Raw genomic sequence first — 24044 nt, 5'->3', positions numbered from 1 at the left:
CGCAGGCCACTCCGGCCGGATGCACGTGGTGCCCGGCCCCCGGCCGAGTGGGTCTGCGGGCGGGCCCCAGGACGCGGGAGACCGGCCGGCACGCGGACACCGCGGGCCGGACCGGCCCCTCCGCCCTGGTCCGTGCCCTGCTGGGGAACCCCATGGTGCCGGCCGGTGCCCGGTCCCGGTGGCGCGGACCGGCCGGGCCCGACACGTCGGCGGTGCGGTCCGGCGGGCCCGGCACACCGGCAGTGCTGCCGTTTCCCTTTTTCATCTGCTGTCCCAGGGCATGGACTTCCGGCCAAGTTCACCGCGGGTCTTGGCCGGGGAAGCCGCCGTGATCTACGCTCGGAATTGAAATTGAAATTTCAATGGGGGGAACGCATCATGCTGACTCGCTCCTGTCGATGCAACATGTCGATGATCCCGGCCCGTACGCGACTGAAAAAGCCGGCTCCGTTGGTGATGCGGCGGTGAGGGAGCCGGTACCGGTAGTCCGGAATTCCGGACGGGGAATGGTGCGCAGGGTTCTGCCCCTGGGTCTTCCCCTGGCGATAGGCTTCGTCGCACAGCTCGCCATCTCCTTCACCGACGCCGCGCTGGTGAGCAGACTCGGGCCCGACGAACTGGCGGGAGTGACCCTCGCGCTGAGTGTTTTCAGCGCGACCATGCTCTTCGGTCTGGGAATCGTGACGGCGGTCACCCCCAGGCTGGCGGCCGGTCATCGCGCGGCCGACGCGGGCGCCGTACGCACCTGGTTCGTGCAGGGCGCGTGGCTCGCGGTACTCGTGGGAATCCTGGGTGTGGCGGTCCTGCTGAACACCGGGAATATCCTGGCCTTCCTCGGGCAGAGCCCGCGGACAGCGGGTATCGCCCAGGACTACAACGTGGGCGCCGCCGCCGGGCTGCCCCTGTTCCTCCTCTACGTCGACGCCCGGTGCCTGCTGACCGGCATCGGCCGGCCCAGGCCGGCGACCTGGGTGATGCTGGCGGCCGTCCCCCTGAACCTGGCCCTGGGCTACGCCCTGACGTTCGGCGCCGGGCCGGTTCCAGGCCTGGGGGTCTTCGGAGCGGGGCTGGCGAGCACGCTCGTGCGGGCCTTCATCGTCCTCGCCGTCGCGGTCCTGCTCCTGACCGGCCGGCTCCGCGGACTCGGGCTCAGAGACGCGTCACTGGCCCCCCGTCTTCCCCTGCTCGGCGAACTGCTGGCCGTGGGCTCCTGGATCGGCGTACGCATCCTGCTCGGAGAGGGGTTCCTGCCCGTCCTCGCGTTCTTCGTGGGCGGCTTCGGAGCCGACGCGACCGCCGCCCACGCCATCGGTCTGCGGCTGGAGACCCTGGTGGTCGTCTTCGCTCTCGGTTTCTCCGGCGCGGCGACGACGGTGGCCGCGTGGGCCCGGGAGGACGGCGACTGGCGGGCCCTTCGGGACCTGCGGAACGCGCTGGTGACGATCGGGCTCGGCTACTGCGCCGGCCTGTCGGCGGTCATGCTGGCCTCGTCGGGCTTCATCACCCGGGTGCTCTTCGGGCTGCACGACCCTAACGCGGAGAGCATGGTGCACACGCTTCTCCCGCTCGTGATCGCCTATCTCGTCGTCGACACGCTCATCACCATGTCGATGGGATATCTGGTGGGCCTGTCGGACACCAGGACTCCCACGGTCGTGGTGGGTGCGGGCTACTGGATCATCGGTCTCGGAACCGGCATCCTCCTGAGCCGGCTGACACCCCTCGGATTCTATGGCCTGTGGGTCGGTGTCATCGTCGGCGGATGCGGTATCGGGATATGTGTCTTCGCGCGGATCGGACGGCATATCGCCATTGTCAAAAACACGCGGAAAGAGGGAGACGTCAATGCCGGACCCCACATTCTCGGACCTGGCCGGAGCGGGCACCGGCATACGTGATGTCGAGAGCGACATCGCAGCGGACGGCAGAATCGCTCCGTACATCCGCAGGAGTGACCGGCTGGTCCCGGAAACCCCGAGACAGCAATTACGCATCAAACGTAAATGGGAGCTGGAGAACTCCCGGCTGCGCGCACGTCCCCGCCTGGACCCGGACGAGGTCAGGACCTGGCAGCTCGACCGGCTGCGCACCCTCGTCGACGGGGCTTATGCGACGATCCCGTTCTACCGGGAGCTGTATGCGGCCGTCGGGTTCGAACCGGGGGACATCGTCACCTGGTCCGACTTCGAGCAACTGCCCGTCATCGACAAACGCATGCTCATCGAGGCGGGCGTGAGCGAGGAGACGAGGAAAGCGGCCGGGACTCGGACCGTCCACTCGGCCCGTACCTCCGGATCCAGCGGACTGAACCTGACGATCCTCCAGGACAACGCGAGTACCGACTACCGGGTGCTGCTGAACATGCGCCACGCCGAACTCGCCCTCGGCCGCGCCCTGAAGCCGGACGACTGGCGCTACCAGGTGTACTTCGCCGCCGAGCGGCTCACCTCGCTGCTGGGCGCCTACCCCTACGTCACCGTCGCCCAGGAGTGCCCCACCGGCATCCTCCTGGAAAACCTGGCCCAGGTCCGCCCCCAGGTCATGCTCTGCTTCCCGAGCTATCTCCAGCGCCTCGCGGAGGAGAACACCGCCCTCGACGCGCTCGGTGTGGAGACGGTCATCACCAACTCCGAGCGCAGCAGCCGCGAGGAGCGGGAGAAGTACTCCCGGATCTTCCGGGTCCCGGTGCTCGACGAGTACTCCTCGGAGGAGTTCTCCCTCATCGCCTACGAGTGCCGGGAGCGCCACTACCACCTCGTCGAGGACAGCGCCTACATGGAGGTCGCCGCGGCCGGCGAGAGCGGGTTCGGGCACCTGGTCGGCACCTCGCTCGGCAACGCGTTCATGCCGTTCATCCGCTACGACCAGGGGGACATCGTCCGCCTCGCCGCCCCCGGCGCCACCTGCGGGTGCGGTTCCCGCTTCCGGATGATCGACGCGTTCCGGGGCCGCGAGGACGAGAAACTGCGCGACGGACGGAGCCGGACGGTGCCGGCCGACGCCGTTCTCGGCCTGTGCGACCGGACCCTGGTTCTCGAGGAGTCGAACGTACGCCAGTACCAGATCGTCCAGGTGGCACCGGACCGTATCGAAGTGCGCCTGCAACTGTCGGACCCACGGAAGGACACCGCGGACAACATGCTCCTCACCGAGTTCGTCCGCGAGCTGTCGTCGCTGTTCGTCCACGAGAAGATGCAGGTCGGCATCGTCCGTGCCGACACCTTCGACACGTTCGTCTCCGGGAAACGACGCCTCATCTACACCGAAGGGGCCTGGACGCGTGACTGACACGGACGGCAACGCCCTCCCCGCGGCAGGGACGCCGGAGAAGTGGGCGAGGCTGCGGAGCGAACTCTTCGAACTCGGCGCCCGGCAGGAGGCGTACGAACGCTCCGTCATCAACCTGATCGCCAGTGACAACGCCGTGCCGGGATGGCGGGCCCGCTCGCTGCCCTACACGGGCGACATGATCCAGGAGGGAATCGTCGGCAAGCGGCCCTTCGCCGGCGCGGCCCTGCACAACGAGCTGGAGCGCGTCGCGGCGGAGATCGCGTGCGAGGTCTTCGGCGTGGATCACGCCATCCTCCAGTCCCATTCGTGCAGCCAGGCCAACCAGGCCGTCTACCAGGGCCTGCTGCGGCCCGGGGACCGCGTGCTCGCCCTGCGGTTCCGCGCGGGCGGGCACCTCACCCACGGTATGCGGGCGAACTTCTCCGGCCGTGACTACGCGTTCTCGTTCTACGGGGTCGGACCGGACGGACGTATCGACTACGAGGAAGCACGCCGCACCGCGAAGGAGTTCCGCCCCCGGCTGGTCATCTGCGGTTCGTCGTCGTACCCGTGGAGCTACGACCTGGGCGCACTGCGTTCCCTCTGCGACGAGGTCGGCGCCTATCTGCACCTGGACCTGTCGCACGAGGCGGGGCTGATCGCGGGCGGCGCCTTCGCGTGCGACCTGCGGGCCGCCGACGTGGTGACGATGTCGCTCGACAAGACACTCAGGGGACCGCACGGGGCCGCCCTGCTGTGCCGTGCCGAGCTGGCCGGCCGCATGGACGCCGCGGTCCACCCCGGGACCCAGTCCAGTTTCCCCATCCGCAGGCTCACCGACGCGGCGGCGGCGCTCCTGGAGAGCCGTACGGCCGCCTTCGCCGAGTACGCGGGCCGGAGCGTCGCGCTGGCCCGGGCGCTCGGCCGGCGGCTGCAGGCGCACGACCCACGGGCCGTCGTCGGCGGCGGCACCGACAAGCACTACCTGCTCCTGGACACCCGGCGGGTCTTCGGGCACGACGGGCGCGCCGCGGAGGCGCTGCTGGAGGACCTGGGTGTCCTCACCAACCGCCAGTCGCTGCCGCACGATGCCTCCGACCGGCTCAGGGACGCCGGCGGACTGCGGCTGGGCACCGCCTGGCTCTCCTCCTGCGGCTACACCGTCGCGGACGCGGAGGAGCTGGGCCGGCTGGTGGTGCAGGCGCTCTGCGGCGGGGACCGCGGCACGTGCGCCGCCGCGTTCCGCGAGCTGACCGGCCGGGACAGGCCGGGAGATGTGCGCGCCATGACGGAACTCTTACCGGCGGCGAACTGATGGGGGACCAACGCGTGAAGACACTCACGGACTACGAGCAGATAGGTTTCCTCACCGAGGCGAACCTCGCGGACGGCCACGCCTACCAAGGGCTCACCGCCGGCCAGGAGGTGATCGTCGACCGGCTCGGCACCGCCTGGCGCACGTCCGAGGCGGAGTCGGTCCCGGAATCGGAGCACCGCTACATCGGCCGGTACGCGCAACTGATCGGGTCGCCCGGACTCCAGGCGGCCCCCGGGCACCTGATCCTGCCGACCGCGTCGAACTCGATCGACCTCGTCGCCGCATACCTGACCCTCACCGGCAAACGCGTCCTGCTGACCTGTCCCACCTTCGACAATCTCGCCCTGATCCTGCGCCGGCGCGGCGCGGACCCTTCTCCCGTCTCCGAACGGGAGGTCCGCGACGGCGAGTCACTGGCCCGCCGGCTCCCCGGCGCGGACGTGCTGTTCCTGGTGAACCCGAACAACCCCACCGGCACCAACCTGTCCGAGGATGCCTTCACCGCGCTCGTGCGCGCGTGCGTCGAGCATGGCGTCACGATCGTCATCGACGCCAGCTTCAGGCTGTTCTACCCGCCGGCCTGGGACACCTACCGCGTCCTCCAGGACCTCGGCGCCTCGTACATCGTCTTCGAGGACACCGGCAAGATCTTCCCCACCCAGGACATGAAGGCCAGCCTCCTGTCCTGTTCCGCCGACCATCGCGCCCCGCTGCGGGAGATCTACAACGAGATCTACCTCTGCGTCTCCAAGTTCACCCTGCGGGTCCTCGGAGACTTCTTCGAAGACGCACGCGTCACCGGCCTCAACCGGTCCCTGCACCGCCTCGTCGCACGCCGGCGCGCCCGGCTGCGGCAGACGCTGGGCGAGGACCTCGTCGAGCGGGAGGCCCGGCCGAGCCGCATCAGCGTGGAGTGGCTGTCCACGGCGGGCACCGGCCTCGACGACCAGACCGTCGTACGGGAACTGCGCGGCCACGGCGTGGGCGTGCTGCCCGGACGCGGGTTCTTCTGGGACAGCCCGCACGCCCCGCACAGCACACGCAACATACGGGTCAGCCTCATGAAACCGGACAGCGAGTTCGAACGCGGACTCACCCGCATGGCCGAGTACTTCGACAAGGCGGTACGCCGGTGAAGATCGTGGTCTCCGGCCAGTCCGTACCCCTGCGACTCGCCGAGTACTGCCGCCGGCGGGGCATCACCGTCGACCACGTCGACGCACCGATCACGCAACAGGAACTCTGCCGGCGCGTCCGGGACGCCGACCACTACCTCCTCGGCGGTGACGAGCGGCTGTCCCGGACCGTCCTGGAGTCCGCGCCCTCCCTGCGCTGCATCTCCTTCGCCGGCACCGGCGCCGGCTCGTTCATCGACCTCGACGCGGCACGCGACACCGGCGTACGAATCCTCACCACCCCGGGAGTGAACGGCGTCGCGGTCGCGGAGTTCGCCCTCGCACTGGCCGCCGGCATGATGCGCCGGGCCCTTCCCGACCTGCAGGACCGCAAGCAGCCGTCCCGGACCTCCACCGAACTCACCCGCGCGACGGTCGGCATCCTGGGCCTCGGCGCGACCGGCGGGGCCCTGGCCGGGATGCTGGTCCGCGGGTTCTCCTGCCAGGTCCTCTACCACTCCCGCACCCGCAAGGAACACCACGAGAAGGCCCTCGCACTGACCCACACCGGCCTCACCGAGCTGTTCACGCGCAGCACCACCGTGTTCGTCTGCTGCTCCCTGAACGAGGAGACGACGAACCTGGTGGACGACCGGCTCCTCGGCACGGGACCCACACCCCGCTACCTCGTCAGCACGGCCGATCCCCGGGTGATCGACCCCGGCGCCCTGCGCCGCGCCCTGGAGACGGGCGCCCTGACCGGCGCCGCGCTGGACGGCTACTACCAAGAACCCCTCCCCGACCCCGCGGACGACCCTCACGGCCTGCTGCGCCTGCACGGCACCTCCCTCTTCGTCACCAGCCACATCGCCGCCTCCTCCGCGACGTCCTGGTCCCGGATGGAGAACGCGGCGGTCGACAACCTGCTCGCCGTCCTCGACGAGGAGGCCCCGTGAGCGGTGAGGCGGCCCGGGCCCTGGTCGCCCGGCTGAGAACCGTCGTGCCGGACGGCTGCCTGGTCCTGCCGTCGTCACCGCGGTACGAGACGGCCCGGCAGGTGTACAACCGGATGCACGACCACCGGCCCGCCGCGATCCTGCGCAGCCTCGACGAAACCGTCCTGCGCAAGGCCCTCACCAGCGCCGCCACGCTCGAAGTCCCCGTCGCGGTACGCGGCGGCGGTCACCACATCGGCGGGTTCTCGACCGTCGACGCCGGCCTGGTGATCGACTTCTCGGAGTTCCGGGCCGTCGTCTACGACCCTCACACCCGAACGGCCCGGGTACGGCCCGGAGCACGCCTCGGGGACCTCGACACACAACTCGCCGCCTACGGCCGCTGCGTTCCCTCGGGCACGGTCAGCGACACCGGAATCACCGGACTCACCCTGGGCGGCGGGATCGGGTGGCTGGTGGCCGGTCACGGACTGACCTGCGACCACCTCAGCGGCGCCCGCGTGCTCCTCGCCGACGGCCGGATCCTGGACGTGTCCCGCGACCAGCATCCCGACCTCTTCCACGCGCTGCGCGGCGGCGGGGCCGGTGCCTTCGGGATCATCCTGGAACTGCGCTTCCGCACCCTCCCGCTGCCCCGGATCACCGCCGGTTCCGTACGCTTCCCACTGAACCGGGCAGCCGACGTGCTCCACCGGATCCACGCACTGCTGGAAGAACGCACACCCACCTCACTGACCCTCGCCCCGGTCCTCCTCCACCGTGACGGAGTGCCCGAACTCTCCGTCGACCTGTGCTGCCACGGCGACGCCCGCGAGACGGCCAGGGAAACCACCCGGCTCAAAAAGAGAATCGGGGGCGACTGGTCGGATGTCATGGAACGGCCATACCCGCGCTGGCAAGCACACTTCGACTCCTCCTTCCTGCCGCCCATGCGCGGCTACTGGAAATCCACCCACTCCACCCGCCTGGCCCTCGACCCCGACGTGATGACCGACGCCCTGCGCGCCGCACCCACCACCAGATGCTCGCTACTCGTCGAGTACTTCAACACCGACACCCTGCACGCCCACGCCGAAGGGTCCGCCTACCCCCTGCGGGACTCACGGATGGGCGTCCTGCTGTCGGCGAGATGGCCGGACCGGGCACAGGACGACACCCACGTCCACTGGGGACGCACCTGGACCGAACGGCTGCGATCCGGGCACGACAGCGTGCGGGCCTACTCCAACTACTCCGACACCTCCGACTCCCATGCAGGCATGGCCGGCGCCGGCAACGCCCTGCGACGGCTGGAGAAGACGTACGACCCGGACCGCCTGTTCGCCCGAGGCCACCGAGCCGGACTCACGGACACCCGGAAAGCCCGGACACCACAAGACGACCGGCAAAACCGGCTGCCACCCGGATCCCCCAAGCCCACCACCCCAACGGCGCCGTAAACGCGCCGGCGGACACCGCGCTTGCGATGCCCAGCACTCTGCCGCGCACCGGTACCCCTCTTCTCCTCGACCCGCGCGCGCCAGTTCGGTGTACGCCTGGAGCGTCGCCGTGTCGAGGCCCCCGCCGAGGATCTCGGCGCCGCCCGGACCGAGTCCCGGCGCCGTGTAGCTGGTGGTGCCCTCCGCGTGCAGCGCCGCCACGGCCGTCCGGATCGCCTCCTTGCGTTCCGGGACGGTCGCGGGCGGTATCAGGCCCTGGACGAGTGCCTGCGCCGTCTCCTTCAGAATGCCGGTGGGCTCCCCGGTGGCGTCGGTCTCGATGACACCGCCCGCCGGGGACTCGGTGCCGCGGATGATCCCGGCGAGCTCCAGCGCCCTGGAGTTCGCCCCGACCATGTGGCCGGAGAAGTCGGTCAGGCAGACGGGGTGATCGGGGCGGCCCCGTCCAGGTCGCCCCGGTGCGGGCGGCGGGCCGGATCGGCCAGGCACCTCTGCCAGGTAGCCGGTGTCCCACCCGAGCTCGGTGATCCACTCGCCCTCGGGCGTGCCCGCGGCGGCCCGCCGTACCGCGTCGGCTATGACCGCGCGGCCGGGTGGCCGGGTGGCCGATGTCCAGCGCGAACGGGGGCCGGGCCAGCGCCCAGGCCGCGGCGGGCAGGTGGGAGTCGTTGACACCCGGGAGCACCGTGCGGCCGGCCAGGTCGATCACGTGGGTGTCCGGCCCGGCCGGCGCGGCGATCTCGGCGTCACTGCCCACCGCGAGGATCCGGCCGGCGGCGACGGCGACCGCCTGCGCGACGGTGAATCCGTCGTCGATGGTCAGCACGTCGCCGCCGGCCAGGATGAGGTCGGTTCGGCGACGGTCCGGCCCCCGCCGGAGCGCGTCAGGTACACCTCACCCATCCCGTCCGCCCCCAGACGGGCAAGAAGGCGGTACGGGCCGGCGTGTGACGGACCGTCTCCGCGTCCGGACCTCGCGCATGACTGGTCCAGACCTTGACAGGTCCAGACCAGCAGGGATTGAGTGACCGGCACGTCACATGGGCCCGCCGAGGTGCTCGGTGCGCCGCGCCGAAGGAGTGAGCAGCGCTGAAACGCATCAAGAGGTTCCTGACCGTACTGGGCGCCGTCGTCGCCACGGCCGCCTTCCTCCTCCCCGCCGCCGGAGTCGCCACCGCCGTGCCTGCCGCGGCGGCCGGGGACACGCCCGCCTGCGCGCCGCCGTGGAGCGCCACCACCGCCTACCCGTCCGGTGGCACCGTCTCCCACCACGGGCGCAACTGGAGCGCCAAGTGGTGGACGCAGAACGAGAATCCGGGCGCCACCGGCGTGTGGGCGGACCGGGGCGCCTGTGCCGGAGGGGTGTCGGACTTCGTCATCAGCGAGGCGCAGTTCGACGCGATCTTCCCGGAGCGCAACCCCTTCTACACGTACCAGGGGCTGATCGACGCGCTCCACGCCTACCCGCGCTTCGCCAACACGGGTACGCCGCAGACCCGGGCGCGGGAGGCCGCCGCCTTCCTGACGCACGCGGACTTCGAGTCGGTCGGGCTGCGGTACGTCAAGGAGATCAACGAGGCCAACTACTGGCGCAAGTGCGACGACAGCCAGCCCTACGGCTGTCCGGCGGGGCGGGAGGCGTACTACGGCCGCGGCCCGATCATGTTCAGTTGGAACTTCAACTACAAGGCCGCCGGCGACGCGCTCGGCCTGGACCTGCTGCACGACCCGTGGATGGTGGAGCGCGACCCGTCGGTGGCCTGGCAGACCGCCCTCTGGTACTGGAACACCCAGAACGGTCCCGGCACGATGACCTCCCACGAGGCGATGGTCGGCGGTGCGGGCTTCGGCCAGACCATCCGCTCCCTCAACGGCGCGCTGGAGTGCGACGGCGGGAACCCGGAGTCGGTGGCGTCGAGGGTCGCCCGGTACGAGCGGATCACCGCGATGATCGGTACGGCACCGGGGTCCGGACTCACCTGCTGACGCAGGCCGCTCCCGGGTCCTTCCTGGCCGAAGCCGGTGGGGACGGTGAGCTCGGCGGTGATCTTTTCGGCACATTCGAGGCTCGCCTACGCTCGCGAGAATGCCCTCCCGCATGCTGGACGGGCGCGAAAATTTCTCGCCCGCGGAACGCGCCGCACACGGCCTTCATTCCCGAACGGCGGACGGTGTTACCCCAGGTGACAGCGTGGCGGGCAGGTGGCCGGCACCCTAGCGGAGCGTCCTCGCACGGCGGCGGGACCTGGACAACATTTGGTCTAGACCTTGACAGGTTCAGACCACCTGGCTTGAGTGTGGTGGCCCCCCATGGCGGTGCCGCCCGTCGGCGACACCGCGCCAAAGGAGTTGATCGCGTGATCAAACGTGTCATGAGCCTGCTCGCCGCCCTCGTGGCGGCCGTCGCGACGCTCGTCTTCCTCCCCGCCGCCACGGCCGCCGCGGCCACCTGCGCGCCGGCCTGGAACGCCTCGTCCGTCTACACGGGAGGCGGCTCCGCCTCGTACAACGGGCACAACTGGACCGCGAAGTGGTGGACGCAGAACGAGCTTCCGGGTACCTCGGCCGTCTGGGCCGACCAGGGCGTCTGCGGATCGGACGGCGGCGGCGGCAACCAGCCCGACCCCTCGGGTTTCGTCGTCAGTGAGTCGCAGTTCAACCAGATGTTCCCGAACCGGAACTCCTTCTACACCTACAGCGGCCTCAAGGCGGCGCTGAGCGCCTACCCGGCCTTCGCCAACACCGGCAGCGACACGGTGAAGAAGCAGGAGGCGGCGGCGTTCCTCGCCAACGTCAGCCACGAGACCGGCGGTCTCGTCTACATCGTGGAGCAGAACACCGCCAACTACCCGCACTACTGCGACACCAGCAAGTCCTACGGCTGCCCGGCCGGCCAGGCCGCCTACTACGGCCGCGGTCCCATCCAGCTCAGCTGGAACTTCAACTACAAGGCCGCCGGTGACGCCCTCGGCATCGACCTGCTGGGCAACCCCTGGCAGGTGGAGCAGAACGCCGCCGTGGCCTGGAAGACCGGCCTGTGGTACTGGAACACGCAGACCGGCCCCGGCACCATGACGGCCCACAACGCCATGGTCAACGGCGCCGGTTTCGGTGAGACCATCCGCTCCATCAACGGCAGCCTGGAGTGCAACGGCGGCAACCCCGCCCAGGTCCAGAGCCGTATCAGCAAGTACCAGACGTTCGTCCAGATCCTCGGCACCACGCCCGGCTCGAACCTGAGCTGCTGAGCTCGGATCCACCCCGAGGAGGAGGGGGCGTGCCCGGCGGCGGCCGGGTACGCCCCCGATTCGTTTCCTCGTGGGCGGCACGCACCCGGCACCGGGGCGGACGCCGGTGGCCGACGACAGCGACCGACTCCGACTCCACCGCCCACACCAGCGCGGGACACGAAGTGTCAGTGGATCACTAGGTGAGCAACTGGCCGCCGTCCACCGGCAGGCTGCTCCCCGGCGGCGGAGACCTCTCACCGCACCTCTACGGGGCCGACGGGACCCACAAGGCCGTCTACGACGTGGACCACGAACAGGACGCCTTCGACGTGGAGGTGGGCCGCCAGGCGTTCACTCTCGGGCTGCCCCTGCTGGCGGTCTGCCGCGGCCTCCAGGTCGTCAACACCGTCCGGGGCGGCACCCTGCACCAGGACATGGGCGGGGCCGGGCCGGAAACACCGGCACGTCCGGCACACGGTGTCCCTCACCCCCGGCTCCGCCGTCGCGGCCGTCACCGGCACCGGTCGGATCCGGGCGTCCTGCTCCCACACCACCCACAGCACGACGAACGAGTGCGACCCCGTGATACGACGACGGCCGTGCGGCTCGTGAGGCGTGCCGATCAAGCGCGCCCGTCCCTGCTGCCGCGCGCGCCGGCATCCGGAACGTCGGTCGAAGGGCGCGCGCCACGCCGGCAGGCGTGCCGCCCGTCGGCGGGACGCGAAACGCCACCCCGCCCGGCACAGCCGAACAGGCCGCCCGCCTGGAGGGCTGCTCCGCCCCGCCTGCCACGGGCCGTCGGCGCGGTCACTCCCTTCCGGGGCGTCCCGTCCGGCTCCGGCCGCGCCTCATCCTCCGGGCGCCCCGCTGCGCAAGCCGGACATGACCAGGTCGAGGAGCCTGGCGGCACGGGGGCGCCAGTCGTGGCGGGGGTCGAGTTGCCACAGGCCCGCTATGGCGAGCAGGAAGTCGTCGGCGGTGACTCCGGGGCGTATGGTGCCGGCGTCCTCGTTGGCGCGGAGCAGGAGTTCCGCCGCGTGGGCCACCGGTGTGGGGGAGGGCTTGGCGGGGCCGCCGGGCACGCTGGTGACCTGCCTTATCGCGTCGGCCAGTCCGGCCTTGGTCATGGCGAACTCGGCGAGCCGGTCCATCCAGGCGCGCAGGGCCTCGTCGGGTGGCCGGGTGGCGAGCAGGTGCGTGGTGCTGTCGGCGACCTGCCGCATCTCGTGGCGGTAGATCTCCAGCACGAGTGATTCGCGGTCGGGGAAGTTGCGGTAGAAGGTGCCCTGCCCGACACCGGCCTTCTTGGCGATCTGGCTCAGCGGAGTGTCGGCGCAGCGCGACAGTTCGGTGAGTGCCACTTCCAGGATGCGCTCGCGGTTGCGCTGCGCGTCCGAGCGCTGGGGTGGGTCCTGCCGCGGCACGCGTCCTCCTCACGGCGTGGCCGGATCACGTGGCCGAACCTCGCCCTTGCTAAGCGGACAACTGTCCGTTACGTTTCCCATAACCGGACAGCTGTCCGGTCGCATCCACCATAGCGGCGGGGGCGGTTCCACGGGAGCCGGTCACTTCCCCCGGCCCCCGCACCCTGCACCTGCGTTTCGCGCCGCCCTGGCGGTATCCACCGTACGACGTCCCACCCGCGCCGCACCCGGCAGCCGGCCCTCCGTTCGTCCCGAACATGCGAAAGAAGCAGCTCATGGTCCCATCGACGTCCAGTGTCATCACTTTGAACATCAACGGAGAGAAGCACACACTGCCCGTCGACCACCGCACCACCCTGCTCGACGCCCTGCGCGAGCGCCTCGATCTCACCGGTACCAAGAAGGGCTGCGACCAGGGGCAGTGCGGGGCCTGTACGGTCCTGCTGGACGGACGCCGGTCCGTCGCCTGCCTGCAACTGGCCGTGGCGGCCGAGGGCCGGGAGATCACCACCATCGAAGGCGTGGCCGAGGGCGAACGGCTGCACCCCGTGCAGCAGGCCTTCCTCGAACTGGACGGTTTCCAGTGCGGCTACTGCACTCCGGGCCAGATCTGCTCGGCGATCGGGATGCTCGGGGAACACGCGGCGGGCTGGCCGAGCGCCGTCACCGAGGACGTCCGCCCCGAGGCGGGGCCCCCGGTCCTGACCGCCGAGGAGATACGCGAGCGGCTGAGCGGGAACCTGTGCCGCTGCGCCGCGTACGTGTCCATCGTCGACGCGGTGGCCCGCGCCGCCGGCGCCCGGCCGGACGAGGAACACGTGCACCCCGCGACGGGTGCCGAGGAGGCCGTGGCATGAGGGAGTTCACCTACGAGCGCGCGCACGACGTCGCCGGGGCCGTCGCCCTGCTCGGCACCGACCCGGACACCCGCTACCTCGGTGGCGGCACCAATCTGGTCGATCTGATGAAGACCGGTGTCGAGAGGCCGGCGCGCCTCGTTGACATCCGCGGCCTCCCGCTGGACGGGATCGCGACCACACCGGACGGCGGTCTGCGCATCGGCGCCACCGTCACCAACGGCGACCTGGCCGCCCACCCCGAAGTCCGGCGCCGCTACCCGGCACTCGCCCAGGCGGTGCTGGCCGGTGCCTCCGGCCAGCTGCGCAACATGGCGACGGTCGGCGGGAACCTCCTCCAGCGCACCCGCTGCGGCTACTTCACCGATGTCACCCAGCCCTGCAACAAGCGGGTCCCCGGCAGCGGCTGCCCCGCCATCGCGGGGGAGCACCGCAACCACGCGATCCTGGGCGCTTCCGGCCACTGTGTGGCCGTACACCCCTCGGACATGGCCGTGGCCCTGACCGCCTTCGACGCCGTCGTCCGCTACGAGACGGCGAACGGAGCGGGGGAGGTGCCGCTCGCCGATTTCTACCTGCCCGTCGGGGACACCCCGCACCGGGAGACCGCCCTGCCGCCGGGCGCGCTGATCACCGGCCTCACGCTGCCGCCCGCCCCGGTCGCCGCCCGCTCCCGCTACCGCAAGGTCCGCGAGCGCGCCTCCTACGCCTTCGCCATCGGCTCCCTCGCCGCCGCGCTCGACGTCCGTGACGGCGTCGTCCACGACGCGCGCCTGGCCCTCGGCGCCGTGGCCTCCCGCCCGTGGCGGGCTTCCGCGGCCGAGCGCGTCCTGATGGGCGCACCGGCCACCGCGGAGACCTACGCCGCCGCGGCGGACGCCGAGCTGGCGGCGGCACGGCCGCTGCCGCACAACGGCTACAAGGTGACCCTCGTCCGCAACCTGGTGGTGGCCGTCCTGACCGAACTCGCCGAGGAGAGCGCACGATGACCGCCGTCACCACCGGAGCACCCGCGCAGGCGCCGTCCGTCGGCACCGGCCACACCCGTGTCGAGGGCAGGGCCAAGGTCACCGGAGCGGCCCGCTACGCCGGCGAAGTGCCCTTCGCCGACCTGGCCCACGGCTGGCTGGTCCTGTCCACGGTCGCCCGCGGCCGCATCCGGGCCCTCGACACCGAGGCCGTCCTCGCCATGCCGGGCGTTCTCGCGGTGCTCGACCACACCAACGCCCTGCGCCTGGAGACCGACTACACCGGTCTGCTGGGCATGCGCCCCGACCCGACCTGCACGGTCTTCCAGCACGACCGCGTGCCGCACCGGGGCTGGCCGGTGGCGCTGGTCGTCGCGGAGACCTCCGAGCAGGCGCGGGAGGCCGCCGAAGCGCTTGTCGTGCACTACGAACAGGAGCCGCACGAGGTCGAGTTCACCGGCGAGCGGCCCGACGCGTACCCGCTGGACGGCCACATGCCGGCCGTGACGGAGAAGGGCGACCTCGACACCGCGCTCGCCTCCTCGCCCGTCGTCGTGGATGCCGAGTACACCACCCCCGAAGAGCACCACAACCCGATGGAACCCCACGCGGCGACCGCCCGCTGGGACGGCGAACAGCTCGAGGTGATCGACTCCAACCAGGGCGTCACCTGGGTTGCCGGTGAACTCGCCAACCTCTTCTCCCTCGACTCGTCCTCCGTGCGCGTGCGCTCCGAACACGTCGGCGGCGGCTTCGGCAGCAAGGGCGTCCGCGCCCACCAGGTCGCGGCCGTGATGGCCGCGACCGTTCTGCGCCGCCCCGTACGCGTCGTGCTGACCCGGCGCCAGATGTTCTCACTGACCGGCTACCGCAGCCCGACCACCCAGCGCGTCCGGTTCGGCGCCGACACCGACGGACGCCTGCGCGCCCTGGAGCACCGAGCCGTCAGCGCCACCTCCACGGTGTACGAGTTCGTCGAACCGAGCGCGGGGGTGGCGCGGGTGATGTACGACGCCGACGCCCACCACACCGCCAACCGTCTCGTACGGCTCGACGTGCCGACCCCGACGTTCATGCGCGCCCCGGGCGAGGCACCGGGGTCGTTCGCACTGGAGTCGGCGCTCGACGAACTCGCCGAGAAGTGCGGGCTGGACCCGGTGGAGCTGCGTCTGCGCAACGAACCCGACCGGGGCCCGGTGTCCGGCCTGCCGTTCGCCGGCCGCCATCTCGTCGCCTGCTTCCGGGAGGGTGCGCGCCGGTTCGGCTGGGCGGAGCGGGACCCGCGTCCAGGGGTGCGCCGGGACGGCCGCTGGCTGCTCGGCACCGGTACGGCCGCGGCCTTCTTCCCGGCGGGCGTCGCGCCGTCCACCGCCGCCGCGACCGCGCACCCCGACGGCACCTTCACCGTGCGGATCTCCGCGGCCGACATCGGCACCGGCGCCCGTACCGCGCTCACCCTGGTCGCCGCCGACGCCCTCCAGGTGCCCCCGGAACGCGTCCGGGTGCACATCGGGGACAGCGCCTTCGGCCCCGCGATGGTCGCCGGCGGTTCCATGGGCACCCGCTCCTGGTCGTGGGCCGTCCGTGAGGCGGCCGGTGAGCTGCGCGAACGGCTGGCGTTCGGCACCGACATCCCGTCGGAGGGCATCACCGTACGCTCCGACACCACCGCGGCCGTCGCGGCGCTGCCGCCCGCCGAACGCCACTCCTTCGGCGCGCAGTTCGCGGAGGTCGCCGTGGACGTCGGCACCGGCGAGGTACGGGTGCGGCGCATGCTCGGCATCTTCTCCGCGGGCCGGATCGTCAACCCGCTCACCGCCCGCAACCAGTTGCTCGGCGGCATGGTGTGGGGCATCTCCATGGCCCTGCACGAGGAGGCCGTACGGGACCGCGCCTCGGGCGGCCACGTCGGCGCCGACCTCGCGGGCTACCACGTGGCCACCCACGCCGACGTGCCCCGGATCGAGGCGGACTGGCTCGATGACACGGACCCCGACGACCCGGTCGGCATCAAGGGCATCGGAGAGGTCGGCATCGTCGGCGCCGCGGCGGCGATCGCCAACGCGGTCTGGCACGCGACCGGCGTGCGCCACCGCAACCTGCCCATCCGGCCCGACCGGGTCCTGTCGGCCGCCGCGGGAGCACCGGATGCTTGATCTGGCCGGCCAACTGTGCCACTGGATCGAGGAGGGCCGCGACTTCGCCGTCGCCACGGTGGTGGCGGTCGGCGGCAGCGCACCGCGCGGTCCCGGCGCGGCCCTGGCCGTCGACGGCGCGGGCACGGTCATCGGCTCGGTCTCCGGCGGCTGCGTGGAGGGCGCGGTGTACGACCTGTGCCGCGAGGCGCTGCGCACCGGCCAGAGTGTGCTCGAACGGTTCGGCTACAGCGACGAGGACGCCTTCGCCGTCGGCCTGACCTGCGGCGGGACGATCGAGGTGCTGGTCACCCCGGTGGCCGGCGGGGCTCCCGCGCGGACCGTCCTCAGCGCGGCGCTGTCGGCCGCCGCGCGGGGCGAACCGGCGGCCCTCGCCCGGATCGTCCGGGGCCCCGCCGAGTTGCTCGGCCGGGCCTTGCTGGTCCGTCGCGACGGCACCTTCGAGGGTGGTCTCGGCGGCCGTCCGGAGCTGGACCGGGCGGCGGCGGCCGAAGCCCGCACCCTGCTGGAGGCGAGCCGCACCGGCACGGTGGACCTGTCGGCGAGGGAAGCGGGACGGGAGCCCCTCCGCATGGGGTCCGAGGAGGACGCGCACTGCCCCGGTGGCCTCACCTTGCTCGTCGAGTCGAACGTGCCGCCCCCGCGCATGATCGTCTTCGGCGCGGTGGACTTCGCGTCGGCGCTGGCGCGGGCCGGCAAGTTCCTCGGCTACCACGTCACCGTCTGCGACGCCCGGCCCGTCTTCGCCACGCAGGACCGGTTCCCGGACGCCGACGAGATCGTCGTCGACTGGCCGCACCGCTACCTGCGGCGCACCGCGACCGACGCCCGTACGGTTCTGTGCGTGCTCACCCACGACGCGAAGTTCGACGTACCCCTGCTGAAGGTGGCCCTGCGGTTGCCGGTCGCGTTCGTCGGGGCGATGGGCTCGCGCCGCACCCACGAGGACCGCAACCGGCGTCTGCGGTCGGAAGGCGTCACCGAACGGGAGCTTGCCCGGCTCCGCTCACCGATCGGCCTCGACCTCGGTGCCCGCACACCGGAGGAGACCGCGCTGTCCATCACGGCGGAGATCGTCGCGGCGCGACGGGGCGGGACGGGGGTCCCACTGACCGGAACGAACACACCGATCCACCACGAGAACGGGAAGGGCGGACAGCCGGCGGTCGCCTGACGGACGTGGGCCGCCGGGCAGGCGGCGGGGGCCACGGCGCGCCGGCGGTCGCGCGTCAGCGAGGAGTACGGCGCACGGCCAGGACGAGCATCGGGTTTCACAGAGAGGGAGCCGGAGCCACTTCACGCGAACGAAGAAAAGCCCCGCAAGCATGACTAATCGGGCTGCGTGCAGTGATCTTGCACGGGCGTGCAACCCGCGGCGGGGGTTCGGGAGCACCTACGAGCGGATGTCCGAGCCGCGATGCCGTCCCGGTGATTGCGGCAGGCCGGCGCGCGGGCCCAGCGCGGTCGACGGCGGTCAGGATCCCCGGGCGCCGGGGGAGATGGGCCTGTGGGGTCTGCGTGAGAAGGGTCTCCCACCACCACCGGCTCAGCCACGACACCGACTTGCGCTGACCGACCCGACCGGCCCCGGGCGCATGGTGCCGCCTGAGGGGCCGGAAGCAGTCGGGCAGAACTCCGATGTTCAAACGTCTGATGTTTGTATATGGTGCTCCCATGAAACGCATCAGCGCACCGCGTCGGACAGCCAGCCTGTCCGCACAGATCGTGGACAGTCTCCGCTCACACATCGAGGCGGGAGGCTGGCCGGTCGGCACGCGGATCCCGCCCGAGCAGGCCCTCATCGAGGAACTGGGGGTCGGGCGCAGCACGTTGCGGGAAGCGATCGGTGCGCTGGTACACCTCGGCCTGTTGGAGCCCCGGGCCGGCGACGGCACCTATGTCCGCTCCTCCAGCGAGCTCCAGTCGGTCATGGTGCGCCGGGCGAGTTCCGCGCAGCGCGACAACGTGCTGGAGCTGCGGACCGTGCTGGAGGAGTACGCCTCAGGAGCCGCGGCCCTGCGCCGCAGCGAGAGTCAGCTCCGGCAGCTGCGGGAGCTGCTGGCCGACGCCGACGCGGCCTGCGCCGGTGAGGACACCTCCGCGGCCACGAACGTCGACGCGCTGTTCCACCGCGCCGTGGTCCGGGCGAGCGGGAACGACCTGCTGATCGAGGTGTACGACCACCTCGGTACGGCCCTCACCTCGTCCCTGGGCGGTCTGCGCTGGGACGCCGTCCACGCCGAGGAGCACGCCCGTCTGCACCGGCGGCTCGTCGACGCGATCGATGCCCGCGACCAGAGCGGCGCCCGCGAAGCGGCGGCCGCGATCGTCCAGCTCACCCGCGACCACGAGACCGGGACGCCACGTGCGGGGGAGGACCGGTGAGTTCGCGGTCGGCTCCGATATCGCGTCAGCACTCCGCCTCCGTACCACGGGCCCCCGAACCCGCCCGGCCCGCCGTCTCCGTCGCTCTCCTCATCGCGATCTGCCTCGTCGCGGCGAACCTGCGCACCACCCTCACCGGTGTCGGCGCACTGCTGCCGGAGATCGAGCAGGGCAGCGGCCTGACAGCGAGCTGGGGCGGACTGCTGAGCACCCTCCCGCTGCTGACGTTCGCCGCCACGTCGCCCCTGGTCGCCCGGGCCTCCCGCCGGTTCGGCAGCGCTCGCCTGCTGGTGGCGGCGCTCGGCGTGCTGGCCGTCGGAACGGTCGTCCGCTCCCTTCCTTCCGTCGTCTGCCTGTTCGCCGGAACGGTGATCCTCTCCGCGGCCATCGCGTTCGGCAACGTGCTGCTGCCCGCCCTGATCAGGCGGAGCGTGCCCGCGCACCGGATCCAGGGCGTCAGCGCCCTCTACGTGACCGTCATGGGTCTCATGGCCGCGGTCTCCTCCGGAGTCTCCGCGCCCCTGGCCCACACGATGCCGGGTTCCTGGCGCACCGCGCTGGCCTGGGGCGTCGCCTTCACCGTCGCGGCGTTGCTCGCCTGGCTGCCCCGGCTGCGGAGCGACGAGCCACCGCCGCCCACCGGCGCGGCCCACAGCCCGGTGCCCTGGCGGTCGCGGCTCGCCTGGCAGGTGACCTTCTTCATGGGTCTTCAGTCCCTGGCCTTCTACACCGCCGTCGCGTGGCTGCCCAGCATCCTGATCGACCGCGGCACGAGCAGCACCGCGGCCGGATGGACCCTGTTCTCCTACCAGGTGGTGTCCCTGGCGGCCAGCAGCCTCCTGCCGCTGCTCACCCGGGGCCGCCGCGACCAGCGCTGGACCGCGGCCGGGGCCTCCTTCCTCGTGGCGGGCGGCTTCACCGTACTGGTCACCGCCCCCGCGCTGTCCGTCCTGGCGTGCACCCTGCTCGGACTCGGCGGCGGTGCGTGCCTCGTCCTCGCGCTGACCTTCCAGAGCCAGCGCGCCGGCAGCTCCGGCGAAGCCGCCGCGCTGGCGGGAATGGCCCAGTCCATCGGCTACCTCGTGGCGGCGGCCGGCCCCCTCCTCCTCGGCATCCTGCACGACACCACGCACAGCTGGACCCTTCCGCTCACCGTCCTGGCCGTCCTCGGCGTCGCCACGGCAGTCGCCGGGCACGGCGCCGGACAGGACCGCCACATAGCTCAGCCCTCCCGCTGACCCGGTCACCGAGCCCGACCGGCGACCCTGCCCACGTGAACCGGCTTCCACGGCCGCGAAGGAGATCACCCATGTCCCGCTCCCGCCCCTTAACCGACGAGCTCGACGCACGTACCCACCGACGCAGCGCCCACCTCCACGCGACCGACGCCCAGTTCCGTGACACCGCGCCCCTGGACGCCGTCACCGAGGCGATCCGGCGGCCCGGACTGCCGCTCGCCGCCCTGGTGGCCACGGTGATGGACGGGTACGCGGAGCGCCCCGCCCTGGGCGAGCGTGCCACGGAGCCGGTCACCGACCCGGAGACGGGCCGCACCGCACTGCGCCTCCTGGAGCGGTTCGACACGCTCACCTACGGCGAACTGTGGCAACGGGTCGGCGCGGTGGCCTCCGAGTGGCGGCACCACCCCGAACACGCCCTGGCACCGGGCGACTTCGTCGCCGTCCTCGGACCCACGAGCGCCGAGTACACCGTGGTGGACCTGGCGTGCGTCCGCTCCGGCGCGGTGTCCGTCCCGCTCCAGGCCGGTGCCACGGCGGAACACCTGACGCCCATCGTCCAGCAGAGCGGACCGCGCCTGCTCGCGGTGCACATCGACCACCTGGAGGTCGCGCTCCAGGTGGCGGCCGGCGCCTCCGCACTGGGCAGGATCATCGTCATGGGCCATCACCCCGAGGTCACCGCCCACCGTGAGCAACTGGACTCCGCACGCACCCGGCTCGCGGCCCAGGACCGGGAGGTGGCCCTGGACACGCTGGCGTCGGTCATCGGCCGGGGGAGTGCGCTGCCGCCGCTCCCGCAGGTCCCCGAGGGGTCGGCGGCCGACGCGCTCAGCGCACTGATCTACACCTCGGGCAGCACCGGCGCCCCCAAAGGCGCCCTGTACCCCGAGCGTCTGGTCAGGCAGTTCTGGATCGACTTCGTACCCGGCCAGGGAGATCGGCCCTCCATCGCCCTGAACTACCTGCCGCTGAGCCACATGATGGGCAGGGGCGTGCTGTTCGGCACGCTGGCCAAGGGGGGCCTCGCCTGCTTCGCGGCGTCCAGCGACCTGTCGACCCTCTTCGAAGACCTCTCCTTGGTCCGTCCCACCGAGTTGCTCATGGTTCCCCGCATCTCCGACATGCTTTTCCAGCACTACCGGGCCGAGGTGCGCCGCCGGGCCGGGACGGGAGGCGGTGCGGCCGAACCGGCGGAACAGGTCATGGAGGAACTGCGGGAGGAGGTCATGGGCGGCCGCCTCCTGTGGGCCGCCAGCGCCTCGGCCCCGCCGAGCGCCGAGACGACGGCGTTCGTCGAGGACTGCCTCCAGGTCCGGCTGCTCGACGCTTACGGATCGACGGAAGGCGGCATCGTCTCCCTCGACGGCCGGGTGCTGCGCCCGCCGGTGACCGACCACAGGCTGGCCGACGTACCCGAACTGGGATACTTCGCCACCGACTCGCCGTACCCGAGGGGCGAACTGCTCGTCAAGTCCGAGCGACTCGTGCCCGGTTACTTCCGGCGCCCCGATGCCACCGCCGAGGTCTTCGACGAGGACGGCTTCTACCGTACGGGCGACATCATGGCCCGCGTCGGCCCCGACGAACTGCGGTACGTCGACCGCCGCTCCAACGTCCTCAAGCTGTCCCAGGGCGAATTCGTCACCGTCTCCCGTCTGGAGGCCCTGTTCAACGGCAGCCCGGCCGTCCGGCAGATCTTCCTGTACGGCAACAGCACCCGCGCCCACCTGCTCGCGGTCGTCGTACCGACGCAGGACGCCCTCGACCGTGCCGCCGGGGACGCCGGGCGTCTCAGGGCGATCCTGCGGCAATCCGTGCGGGAACGCGCCGTCGAGGCGGGACTGAACTCCTACGAGGTCCCCCGGGCCCTCCTCGTCGAAACCGAGCCGTTCACACAGGAAAACGGGTTGCTCTCCGCAGTGCGCAAGCCGCTGCGTCCCGCCCTGACGAAGCGCTACGGCGCGCGTCTCGAAGCCCTGTACGCCGAGCTGGCCGACCGCGAGGCCGACGAACTGCGGGCACTGCGCGAGGCCGGCGCCGATCAGCCGGCGGCGACGACCGTACTGCGGGCCGCGCAAGCGCTCCTCGGACAGGAGGAAGGTGAGGTGGAGGCCGGCACACGCTTCGTCGAACTCGGCGGTGACAGCCTCACAGCGCTGTCGTTCTCCCAGGCGCTGAAGGAGATCTTCCACGTCGACGTCCCTGTCGACGTGATCATCAACCCGGTCAACTCGCTGCGCCAGGTGGCCGATCACATCGAGCGGACGCTCGCGTCGGAACGCCGCCGGCCCACCGCGGACAGTGTCCACGGCCCTGCCGCGACACGGCTGGACGCCGCCGACCTACGGCTGGACGCGTTCCTCGACGCCCCCACCCTCGCTCGGGCGCAACGGGCGACCGGCCCACTGCCCCAGGCCCGGACCATCCTGCTGACCGGCGCCAACGGCTACCTGGGCCGCTTCCTGTGCCTGGAGTGGCTGGAACGCATGGCGGAGCGCGACGGCACGCTGGTGTGCGTGGTCCGCGGCTCCTCCGCGCAGACGGCCCGCGCACGGCTCGACGCGGCCTTCGACAGTGGCGACCAGGAACTCGTGGAACGGTACCGCGAGTTCGCCGCCCGGCACCTCGAAGTGATCCCCGGCGACATCGGGGAACCGAGCCTCGGGCTCGACGAGGAGACCTGGCGGCGACTTGCCGGCACCGTGGACCTGATCGTCCACCCGGCGGCACTGGTCAACCACGTCCTGCCCTACGACCAGTTGTTCGGACCCAACGTACGGGGAACGGCCGAACTGATCAGGCTCGCCGTCACCTCCCGGATCAAGCAGTTCACCTACCTGTCGACGGTCGCCGTCGCCTTCGGGAACGAGGCGGCGGCCGACGAATCGGCGGACATCCGCACCGCCTGCGGGACACGCGACCTCGAAGGCGACTACGCCGACGGTTACGCCGCCAGCAAATGGGCCGGCGAGGTGCTGCTGCGCGAGGCGCACGAACGGCTCGGTCTGCCGGTCGCCGTATTCCGCTCGAACCTGATCCTCGCCCACCCGCGCTACCGCGGCCAGCTCAACATCCCGGACGTCTTCACCCGCCTCCTGCTGAGCCTGCTGACCACAGGCATCGCACCCGGCAGCTTCTACGCCCGGGGCGCCGGCGACGGCAGCGCGCACTACGACGCGCTTCCCGTGGACTTCACCGCACGGGCCGTCACCGCGCTGGGCGACGACGCACGGGAAGGCCACCGGACCTACCACGTGGTCAACCCGCACGAGGACGGCATCTCCCTCGACACGTGCGTCGACTGGCTGACGGCAGCCGGACACCCCCTCGCCCGTGTTCAGGACCACGCCGAGTGGCTGGACCGCTTCGAGACCGCCCTGCGGGCCCTGCCCGACCGCCAGAAGCGGCACTCGCTGCTCCCTCTGCTGCACGCCTTCGCCAAGCCGGAGAAACCTGTGGCCGGCTCCGCCCTGTCGGGGGAGCGGTTCCGCGCGGCGGTACGGGCCGCGGCCCTCGGCGAGGACGACGACATCCCTCGTCTGTCACCCGCCCTGATCACCAAGTACGTGACGGACCTCCGGGCGCACCGCCTCCTGTGACGTCACCCCGCCGGCCGCCGAACCAGTGAGCAGGGGAAAGGGGTGGCCGGCTGCCGGCTGCCGGCTGCCCTGGTGAGAATGGGCGG

At 71.6% G+C, this 24044-nt stretch carries 16 protein-coding genes and 2 pseudogenes; 16 read left to right on the top strand and 2 right to left on the bottom strand.

What is annotated here, in order from left to right; all coding sequences use genetic code 11:
• The first annotated feature begins 398 nt into the window (after positions 1–398).
• From ACZ4SV_RS32825 to ACZ4SV_RS32800, 6 genes are read left to right on the top strand one after another with little or no spacing between them, the layout of a single operon-like run.
• Positions 399–1898 (top strand): MATE family efflux transporter, encoded by a 1500-nt coding sequence (locus ACZ4SV_RS32825; RefSeq protein WP_468009248.1) that lies wholly within the window; start codon positions 399–401, stop codon positions 1896–1898.
• On the top strand, positions 1846–3288 hold the full coding sequence (locus ACZ4SV_RS32820) for a phenylacetate--CoA ligase family protein (protein WP_468009244.1): 1443 nt from the start codon (positions 1846–1848) through the stop codon (positions 3286–3288). Before ACZ4SV_RS32825 ends, ACZ4SV_RS32820 begins: the two co-directional genes overlap by 53 nt.
• Positions 3281–4585: a serine hydroxymethyltransferase gene (locus tag ACZ4SV_RS32815; protein WP_468009240.1), complete on the top strand. Its 1305-nt coding sequence runs from the start codon at positions 3281–3283 to the stop codon at positions 4583–4585. Before ACZ4SV_RS32820 ends, ACZ4SV_RS32815 begins: the two co-directional genes overlap by 8 nt.
• 14 nt (positions 4586–4599) lie before the next feature.
• Positions 4600–5724, top strand: coding sequence for an aminotransferase class I/II-fold pyridoxal phosphate-dependent enzyme (locus ACZ4SV_RS32810; protein ID WP_468009236.1), 1125 nt, complete (start codon positions 4600–4602; stop codon positions 5722–5724).
• Entirely contained in the window at positions 5721–6659 is a 939-nt protein-coding gene (locus ACZ4SV_RS32805; protein WP_468009233.1) for a D-isomer specific 2-hydroxyacid dehydrogenase family protein, read from the top strand. Before ACZ4SV_RS32810 ends, ACZ4SV_RS32805 begins: the two co-directional genes overlap by 4 nt.
• Positions 6656–8098 carry an FAD-binding oxidoreductase gene (locus ACZ4SV_RS32800; RefSeq protein ID WP_468009229.1) on the top strand — a complete coding sequence of 481 codons (1443 nt, stop codon included), beginning with the start codon at positions 6656–6658 and terminating at the stop codon, positions 8096–8098. The genes ACZ4SV_RS32805 and ACZ4SV_RS32800 overlap by 4 nt, the downstream gene beginning before the upstream one ends.
• 204 nt (positions 8099–8302) lie before the next feature.
• On the opposite strand, the pseudogene ACZ4SV_RS32795 reads toward ACZ4SV_RS32800, so the two are convergent.
• Positions 8303–8773, bottom strand: a pseudogene (locus ACZ4SV_RS32795) (amidohydrolase family protein); the annotation flags it as partial.
• Positions 8774–9217: 444 nt separating this feature from the next.
• Here ACZ4SV_RS32795 and ACZ4SV_RS32790 point away from each other — a divergent pair.
• The 3 genes and pseudogenes from ACZ4SV_RS32790 to ACZ4SV_RS32780 all read left to right on the top strand — a co-directional run.
• The gene (locus ACZ4SV_RS32790) at positions 9218–10084 is read left to right on the top strand and encodes a glycoside hydrolase family 19 protein (RefSeq protein WP_468009311.1); all 867 of its coding nucleotides are present in this window, start codon (positions 9218–9220) and stop codon (positions 10082–10084) included.
• 371 nt (positions 10085–10455) lie between these two features.
• A complete protein-coding gene (locus ACZ4SV_RS32785) occupies positions 10456–11346 on the top strand; it encodes a glycoside hydrolase family 19 protein (RefSeq protein WP_468009226.1) in 891 nt (296 codons plus the stop codon).
• A gap of 206 nt (positions 11347–11552) precedes the next feature.
• Positions 11553–11877, top strand: a pseudogene (locus ACZ4SV_RS32780) (gamma-glutamyl-gamma-aminobutyrate hydrolase family protein); the annotation flags it as partial.
• Positions 11878–12176: 299 nt separating this feature from the next.
• Here the strand turns inward: ACZ4SV_RS32780 and ACZ4SV_RS32775 are convergent.
• Positions 12177–12752, bottom strand: a complete 576-nt coding sequence (locus tag ACZ4SV_RS32775; protein WP_468009223.1) for a TetR/AcrR family transcriptional regulator — start codon at positions 12750–12752, stop codon at positions 12177–12179.
• Positions 12753–13027: 275 nt separating this feature from the next.
• Between ACZ4SV_RS32775 and ACZ4SV_RS32770 the strand changes: the two genes are divergently transcribed.
• The 7 genes from ACZ4SV_RS32770 (at position 13028) to car (ending at position 23958) form a co-directional block, all read left to right on the top strand.
• On the top strand, positions 13028–13609 hold the full coding sequence (locus ACZ4SV_RS32770; protein WP_468009219.1) for a (2Fe-2S)-binding protein: 582 nt from the start codon (positions 13028–13030) through the stop codon (positions 13607–13609).
• On the top strand, positions 13606–14598 hold the full coding sequence (locus ACZ4SV_RS32765; protein ID WP_468009215.1) for an FAD binding domain-containing protein: 993 nt from the start codon (positions 13606–13608) through the stop codon (positions 14596–14598). Before ACZ4SV_RS32770 ends, ACZ4SV_RS32765 begins: the two co-directional genes overlap by 4 nt.
• Positions 14595–16733, top strand: a complete 2139-nt coding sequence (locus ACZ4SV_RS32760; protein WP_468009212.1) for a xanthine dehydrogenase family protein molybdopterin-binding subunit — start codon at positions 14595–14597, stop codon at positions 16731–16733. The genes ACZ4SV_RS32765 and ACZ4SV_RS32760 overlap by 4 nt, the downstream gene beginning before the upstream one ends.
• Complete coding sequence (locus ACZ4SV_RS32755; RefSeq protein ID WP_468009211.1) at positions 16726–17907, top strand: XdhC family protein; 1182 nt, start codon at positions 16726–16728, stop codon at positions 17905–17907. The genes ACZ4SV_RS32760 and ACZ4SV_RS32755 overlap by 8 nt, the downstream gene beginning before the upstream one ends.
• Before the next feature lie 500 nt (positions 17908–18407).
• Complete coding sequence (locus ACZ4SV_RS32750; protein WP_397942648.1) at positions 18408–19118, top strand: FadR/GntR family transcriptional regulator; 711 nt, start codon at positions 18408–18410, stop codon at positions 19116–19118.
• Positions 19115–20356, top strand: coding sequence for a CynX/NimT family MFS transporter (locus ACZ4SV_RS32745; RefSeq protein ID WP_468009205.1), 1242 nt, complete (start codon positions 19115–19117; stop codon positions 20354–20356). Before ACZ4SV_RS32750 ends, ACZ4SV_RS32745 begins: the two co-directional genes overlap by 4 nt.
• A gap of 71 nt (positions 20357–20427) precedes the next feature.
• Positions 20428–23958, top strand: a complete 3531-nt coding sequence (gene car, locus ACZ4SV_RS32740) for a carboxylic acid reductase (protein WP_468009201.1) — start codon at positions 20428–20430, stop codon at positions 23956–23958.
• Positions 23959–24044: the final 86 nt, after the last annotated feature.

The organism is Streptomyces sp. NPDC027672 (assembly GCF_055566335.1).
Note: the sequence above shows the minus strand (reverse complement) of the source record. Positions and strands in the feature narration are given on the sequence as shown.

Coding starts and splice junctions, on each gene's coding strand:
- ACZ4SV_RS32825 (WP_468009248.1), top strand. CDS start 399: ATGCAACATGTCGATGATCCCGGCCCGTACGCGACTGAAAAAGCCGGC.
- ACZ4SV_RS32820 (WP_468009244.1), top strand. CDS start 1,846: ATGCCGGACCCCACATTCTCGGACCTGGCCGGAGCGGGCACCGGCATA.
- ACZ4SV_RS32770 (WP_468009219.1), top strand. CDS start 13,028: ATGGTCCCATCGACGTCCAGTGTCATCACTTTGAACATCAACGGAGAG.
- ACZ4SV_RS32765 (WP_468009215.1), top strand. CDS start 13,606: ATGAGGGAGTTCACCTACGAGCGCGCGCACGACGTCGCCGGGGCCGTC.
- ACZ4SV_RS32760 (WP_468009212.1), top strand. CDS start 14,595: ATGACCGCCGTCACCACCGGAGCACCCGCGCAGGCGCCGTCCGTCGGC.
- ACZ4SV_RS32755 (WP_468009211.1), top strand. CDS start 16,726: ATGCTTGATCTGGCCGGCCAACTGTGCCACTGGATCGAGGAGGGCCGC.
- ACZ4SV_RS32750 (WP_397942648.1), top strand. CDS start 18,408: ATGAAACGCATCAGCGCACCGCGTCGGACAGCCAGCCTGTCCGCACAG.
- car (WP_468009201.1), top strand. CDS start 20,428: ATGTCCCGCTCCCGCCCCTTAACCGACGAGCTCGACGCACGTACCCAC.